This window comes from Longimonas sp. (genome assembly GCF_046498435.1).
GTDB lineage: Bacteria > Bacteroidota > Rhodothermia > Rhodothermales > Salinibacteraceae > Longimonas.
Map to the genome: position 1 here is coordinate 1 of NZ_JAWOAR010000308.1, position 6,074 is coordinate 6,074.

Sequence of the window (6,074 nt, forward strand, 5' to 3'; positions counted from 1 at the left end):
CCCGCTCTAACCTGGCCTAAACACCGCTCGGCACAGGTTCGCAGGCTACACGTCGCTAAACACGTACCTCCCCTCGGGAGAAGGGACTCAATACGCAAGGTCGTAGCCGGGTCCTGTGGTTAATCTCACGATATCACAATGCCCATCATGCAGTCCAGCTACCGCGACCCTGAGAACGACGACGCCTCGCGGTCGTCGGCGCTGGTGCTGTCTTGGAAGGCCGATTCAGCTTCGGGGGCGGCGTCGAGCAGGCGGTGCAGACCGCGCAGTGGCAGCCAGGCCCACGATGGGCGGTTGTTGATCTCGTAGCGCACCTCGTAAAGGGCTTTCTCTACGAGGTAGGCCCACAGGTAGAGGTAGCGCGACTCGCGGGGCAGCAAAAACGAGTTGTCTTCGGCAGTGTCGGCGTACGCATCAAGGAACGTCACATTCATCCACCGCAGGAGCGTGTGCACCCAGTCTTCAGCGTGTGGGTCGGTGCCATCGTAGCGTTGCCAAGCGGAGAACACAGCGTATTCCATAGAGCGGAGCATGCCCGCCACGTCGCGCAGAGCGTTATTGGGGCGGCGGCGTTCTTCCAACGGGCGCGCCGGTTCGCCCTCAAAGTCGAGAATATAGAACTCCCCATCGGCCCGTAGAATCTGGCCCAGGTGGTAATCTCCATGCAGGCGGATGTGCTTGCAGTCGGCGGAGTGGTCGCTCAGCGTGGTAAGGTAGCGCAGCAGCGCATTCCACGACACATCATCATCGAGCGATTCGGGGGTGTCGTGGTTGTCCAGCAGGGCGCGTGTCTCCTTCGCTTCCGCCCAGATGCCGCTGCGGAGCTCCGAGCCAAGGTCTTCAGGCGCATCAACGGGGCGGAGGGCATCGGTGGTGCCTTCGGCAAGTGTCTGATGCATCTCAGCGGTGCGCACCCCGAGGACCTCAGCCATTGAGAGCAGCTCAGGTGCCACGTTATCCATCGACACTGGCAACTGCAGCGCGTGGGTAGGCCCCAGGAATGGCGGCTGTTTGGCATCTTCGGGGAGCGGCGTCTGAGCTACGCGCTCCAAGAAGCGGCGCGCCGACTGTAGCGCGTACGTCCAGCCATCGCTGTCCAGGTCGAGCGCTTCCTGTACAATGCCCAGTGTGTAGGTGCGGTCATGGTTGCTAAAATCGATGGTTCCGTGCAGCTCAGGCGTGAAGCTAAACTCGTGCTCGGTTAAGTGGGCCAGCAGCTCTTTTTCAGGGTGCGTGCCGTCTTCGAGTCGGCGGTAGAGCTTTACGAAAGAAGTATCTCCGATCACTGCCGAGGAGTTGCTTTGCTCTCCGGAAAACAGCCGAATCGTATCTGGCTGTACAGCACGGCTGGGGTGGGTCAGGCGGGCCTCGTATACCCCTTGCAGCGATCGCCCGCGGCCGTCTTCACTCCACCAGCGGTAAAGTGTAGACCAAAAGCTCTCAGTTACGCTGGCGTCATACACGAGCAGATGTTCCTCCTGGGCATCCGTGTTCAGCCAGATGATGCCTGCATCGGGATGCTCTTCAAGCAGGGCATCGCCCTCTTTGCCGGGTAAGGTGGAGAGCGGGAGCGTGAACAGTTCAGAGGTGTCGTCGTCGTGGTGTACGCGAATGATGGAAAGGTAGACCACCGGATCGGTATCCAGACGCAGTGCGTCTTCGACCTCTACACGATCAATGCGCATGCCTTTGCTTCCGTACCAGCGCTGGGCCTCCAGAAACTCGGGTAGTTCCTTGGCAAAGCGCTCGGGATGCCGTCCGCGTGCCATGGTAGGGATGAGCACGTTCTGCAAGCCCTCACTTACAGAAAACACCGGCAGGTTTGAGTTGCTGTGAGATGCAGCTGTGGGTTCCGGATCCGCAAGGGCGCGGCGGTTGAGTTCTTCCTGCGAAATGAGCTTAAACCAGTAGAATCCGTGCGGGCCCAACATGATGGTGTACGGCGACCCATCTTCAAAGGCTGGAAACGGAGACTGCCCGAACAGCTCTACCGGTACGGCATCCGCAAACGCTGAGTGGGGCGGAAGCTGCACCGGCTGGGCATAGCGCGACAGGTTGGCGCACACAAGAATGGAGGTGTCTTTGTGCTGGCGCACAAACGCAAGGATGCTTGAGTTTTCAACGGGAAGCATCTTCAGCGTGCCGCGCCCAAACACCTTTTTGTGCTGCTGGCGCAGGGCAATGAGGCGCCGCATGAAGTGCAAGAGCGAATGTGGGTCGTTGTTGGCATCTTCCACGTTCACCACATCAAATGCGTACTCGCCCCGATTAATGGGGGGCATGAACAGCTTGTGATGCGGGGCGCGCGAGAAGCCGCCATTCTTATCGGGACTCCACTGCATAGGCGTGCGCACGCCGTTGCGGTCGCCCAGGAAGGGGTCGTCGCCCATCCCGATCTCGTCGCCGTAGTAGATCACGGGGCTGCCCTTGAGCGAGAACAGGATCGCGTTTATCAGCTCGATGCGCCGGCGCTCGCCTTCCAGAAGCGGGGTAAGGCGGCGCCGAATGCCCACGTTAATGCGGAAACGGTCGTCGGCGGCGTACTCATTGTACATGTAATCGCGCTCCTCATCCGTCACCATTTCGAGGGTCAGCTCGTCATGGTTACGAAGGAAGATGGCCCACTGCGCATCTTCGGGGATGTCGCGCGTGCGCTCCAGCATCTCCACAAACGGACGCCGGTTTTCGCGTCGTAGCGCCATAAAGAGGCGTGGCATAATCGGAAAGTTGAACGCCATCTGCACCCCCGTACTGGTGCCGTCATCGTCCTCGCCAAAGTACGGCAGCGTATCTTCGGGCCACTGGTTGGCCTCGGCGAGCATCACCTTGCCGGGTCCGTAACGCTCTTCGATGGCTGCGCGCAGCTCCTTGACGTAGTCGATCGTTTCGGGCAGATTCTCGCTGTTGGTGCCCTCGCGCTCGTAAAGATACGGAATGGCATCCAGGCGCAGCCCATCCACCCCCATGTCGAGCCAGAAGAACATGACTTCCTTCATTTTTGCCCGCACATCCGGGTTGTCGAAGTTGAGGTCGGGCTGATGGCTAAAGAACCGGTGCCAGTAGTACTTCTGCGCCTTCGCATCCCACGTCCAGTTCGACTCCTCAGTGTCAGTGAAGATGATTCGGACATCCTCGTACTTGTCGTCCGTCTCGCTCCACACATACCAGTCGTGTTTGTCGGATTCAGGGTTGCGCGCTTCCTGAAACCAGGGATGCTGATCAGAGGTGTGGTTCAGCACCAGCTCGGTAATGACGCGCATGCCGCGGCCGTGCGCCTCCTCCAGAAACGCCTGAAAGTCGCTCAGGTCGCCGTGGATGGGCAGCACCTTAAAGTAGTCGGCGGTGTCGTAGCCATCGTCTTTGAGCGGACTCTCAAGAAAAGGAAGCAGCCACAGCGTGTTTACGCCCAGCGCATCCAGATAGGGCAGCTTTTCGCGCAATCCCGCAAAATCGCCGAAGCCATCGTTATTCGAGTCGTAAAACGACCGGACGTGCAGCTCGTAGATGACGGCGTCTTTGTACCACAGCGGGTCGGACAAAAAGTCGTTGGGCATAGATGCAGCATGGGGCATTGGGTACGAAGGGATGCGAAACAGGGGCGCTCCCGCACCAAAAATCAGTCGCAACACGGGAGCGCCAAGTGCCAGCAACATGCACACGGGCCACGGGAGCCCCGGCATGCCACTACGGGCGATGGTTGGGTTCAACGCGGAAGATGTGGGCGGGTTGTTCCGGCGTCAAGTGCAGGTAGTGCTCATGGCCGTCCCACTCGTAAGCGGCCTCGTTAAGCAGGTCATACACGCGCAGGCGGTTAGCTCCGGGCAGGTGCAGACTGTGCGGGTTCGCCACCAACTGCCCGAACTGCTCCTGATGCGGGTCGAGGCTTACGACCACCAGAATCACATTGTCGCCGCTCCACTTTACGTACGCAATGATCTGGTCGTTGCGCGTCTCCAGAAACTGGATGTTGCGCATCTGCTGAAGCGCCGGGTTATGGCGGCGGATGCGGTTGATGCGCGTCATAAACGGCTGCAGCGAGGTTGGGTCGTTCCAGTTCCAGGTGCGCAGCTCGTACTTCTCGTTCTGCATGTACTCCTCGCGGTCGGGGTGCTGCCGGTTGTCGACATGCTCGTACGGCGGACCATACACGCCGTACACGGGCGACATCGTGGCGGCCAGAACAAATCGGCTCTTGTGTTTGGGCCGCCCGCCATGTGCGAGTTCGTCGTGCAAGATGTCGGGCGTGTTGGGCCAGAAGTTCGGGCGGTAGTACTCGGCCTTTTCGGTGTGAAAGAGCTCGCGGGCGTATTCCTGCAACTCCTCTTTGGTGTTGCGCCAGGTGAAGTACGTGTACGAGTTGTTGTATCCCAGTTTCGCCAGGCTGTACATCGTGTTTGGGCGCGCAAACGCCTCGGCCAACACCACCAGCTCGGGCGTGTCTTTGCGGAGCTCGCGCAGGCACCACGTCCAAAACGGAATCACTTTCGTGTGCGGATTGTCGACGCGAAAGGTTGTTACGCCCCGCTCAATCCAGAACTCGAATACGCTCTTTAGCTCCATCCAAAGCGCCTGCCAGTCGTCGCACTCAAAGTTGAGCGGATGCACATCCTCGTACGTCTTCGGCGGGTTCTCGGCATAGCGAATGGACCCATCCGGCCGCTGGTAGAACCACTCGGGATGCTCTTCGATGTAGGGATGATCGGGCGAGCACTGAAACGCAATGTCGATGGCCACCTCCAGGTCAACGTCGTTAGCGGCCTCCACAAAGCGATCGAACGCATCGAGTCCGCCAAGCTCCGGATGCACGCTCTTGTGGCCACCGCGGGTACCGTCCTCCAAAAATCCGCCTATGGCCCACGGACTGCCCACGTCGCCCGGTTCGGCAGTAGGTGCATTGTCTTTGCCCTTGCGGTTGGTTTTGCCAATGGGATGCACGGGCGGCAGGTACACGATGTCAAAGCCCATCTCGCGGATACGGGGCAGCAGCTTTGCGGCATCGTCAAGGGTTCCGTGCGCGTTGGGCGGACCGGCCGAGCGGGGGAAGAACTCGTACCAGGCGGCCTCACGAGCCTGCCGCGGATCAACGCGCAAGCCGTATGCCTCGCTGCGAATCTCCATGTCGCGAGGTGCATGAGCGCGCATGAGGGTGGTGAGCTCCGGGTTGAGCGCCCGGTCGGTGTCGCCGTTTTCAAATGCATCGGCAGCCGCGCGCAGGTCGGCAGCTACGCCCTCGTGGTCGGTGTGGTCGGCGGTGCGGCGGAGCAGGTTGGCTCCATCTTGCAGCTCACTGGCGATTTCCTTAGCAGGCGAACCGCCCTGCACGCGGCGCTCAAACTGATCTTGCCAGGTGCCAAAGCGGTCGAGCCAGGCGCGCACCTGATAGGTGTAACATCCGAGCTGCGTGGGCGTGAAGGTGGCCTCGTACGTGTCGTTACCGGTGGCCTCCAGCGGCACAGTGTGCTCAGTATCGTCGCCCTCCAGCCCGTACGCAATTTCGGCAGCAATGAGGTCGTGGCCGTCCACGATGAGTCCGGCACAGACGGTAACCGGCTCGTGCTGCACGCGCTTGATGGGCCAGCGCCCGCCATCGATAACGGGCGCAACCCAGGGAATCATGATGCGCGACCAGGAAGCGGGTAGCGAAGCGTTCGAATCGGCCATAACGGAGCGTGCATTCAAGGAAAGATGATAGAGCCATGTAAACTAATCAAAAGGAGAGGACGCGTGCCAGCGTAATGCGCCTCATTGTGTAGATTTCGTGTGCATCCTGCAAGGAGGCCAACTCCGTATGCTTCGTTGGGAGTTGGAAGGGTGGAGGGATGGAGGGGGGAAGGATTGGATGAAAAACATCCATCCTTTCACCCGGATTCGGTATCAGTATCACCCGTGTGGCTTGTCTGGTGGGCCATATCCCGATCTCACTGAATAGGAGCCAGCGCATCGCCCACCGTATTCAACAGCGCGGAGCTACGTACAAACCGGCGGCAGCGGTCGAGGTCGGCGTCGAAGGCAGCATCGGTGGTGCGGTGGGGAATGGCGGTGCGAATGCGCTCGTGGGCCAGCTCCACACCGCG

General features: G+C 60.2%; 2 protein-coding genes. Both read right to left on the reverse strand.

The window, feature by feature from the left end; all coding sequences use genetic code 11:
- Positions 1–158: 158 nt before the first annotated feature.
- Positions 159–3,554, reverse strand: coding sequence for a maltose alpha-D-glucosyltransferase (treS, locus tag R6U20_RS11835; RefSeq protein WP_410338062.1), 3,396 nt, complete (start codon positions 3,552–3,554; stop codon positions 159–161).
- Between the two features lie 130 nt (positions 3,555–3,684).
- Positions 3,685–5,661, reverse strand: a complete 1,977-nt coding sequence (locus R6U20_RS11840; RefSeq protein WP_410338063.1) for an alpha-1,4-glucan--maltose-1-phosphate maltosyltransferase — start codon at positions 5,659–5,661, stop codon at positions 3,685–3,687.
- Between the last annotated feature and the right edge of the window lie 413 nt (positions 5,662–6,074).

Bases quoted from the DNA above. Each gene is read 5' to 3' on its own strand.
- treS (WP_410338062.1), bottom strand. From the start codon at position 3,554: ATGCCCAACGACTTTTTGTCCGACCCGCTGTGGTACAAAGACGCCGTC.
- R6U20_RS11840 (WP_410338063.1), bottom strand. From the start codon at position 5,661: ATGGCCGATTCGAACGCTTCGCTACCCGCTTCCTGGTCGCGCATCATG.